Origin of the sequence: Photorhabdus kleinii (assembly GCF_025384885.1) — a bacterium.
Taxonomy (GTDB): Bacteria; Pseudomonadota; Gammaproteobacteria; order Enterobacterales; family Enterobacteriaceae; genus Photorhabdus; species Photorhabdus kayaii.
In genome coordinates, this window is sequence record NZ_JAJAFY010000167.1 from 1 (window position 1) to 551 (window position 551).

The following is a 551-nucleotide window of genomic DNA, read 5'->3' on the forward strand; positions in this document are numbered from 1 at the left end:
GACAACTCGATGGCGAACAGCGCCATGGCGACACAGCGCACACTGATTATCGGTCAGATGCTGAGTACTTCCACAGCAAAGCCCGATATTCCTGAGCGCGTCTCTTCCGCCGCTCAAGCGGCTAATTTATACGGCAATGGCTCAATGCTGCACGGCATGACTGGGGCTTATTTAGCTAATGACCAGGCGGCTGAAGTTTGGGTTCTTCCCTTAAGTGATGCCGATAGCATGGTCGCAGCCAGGGGCAGTGTAAAAGTATCCAGTCCAGCAACCGATACCGGCGTTATCTCGCTGTATATCGGCGGTCAGCGTGTGCAGATCACGACTGTTGCCACAGATAAAGCCGAGCAAGTCGCTACTGCATTATCGGCAGCGATTAATCAGAAAGCCGCTTTACCTGTTACAGCGACGGTAGCATTTGACTCGGCTGATACAGTATCCATTACGGCAAAAAACAAAGGCGCAGCCGGTAACAGCATTGATTTACGGCTGAACTATCGCGGCCAGGCTGGCGGTGAATTTACTCCTTCTGGCATGGATTTGAAAATCGC

1 pseudogene is annotated in these 551 nt (G+C 52.1%); it reads left to right on the plus strand.

The features are described 5' to 3' along the window. A pseudogene (locus tag LG003_RS23210) lies at positions 1 to 551 on the plus strand (phage tail sheath subtilisin-like domain-containing protein); the annotation flags it as partial.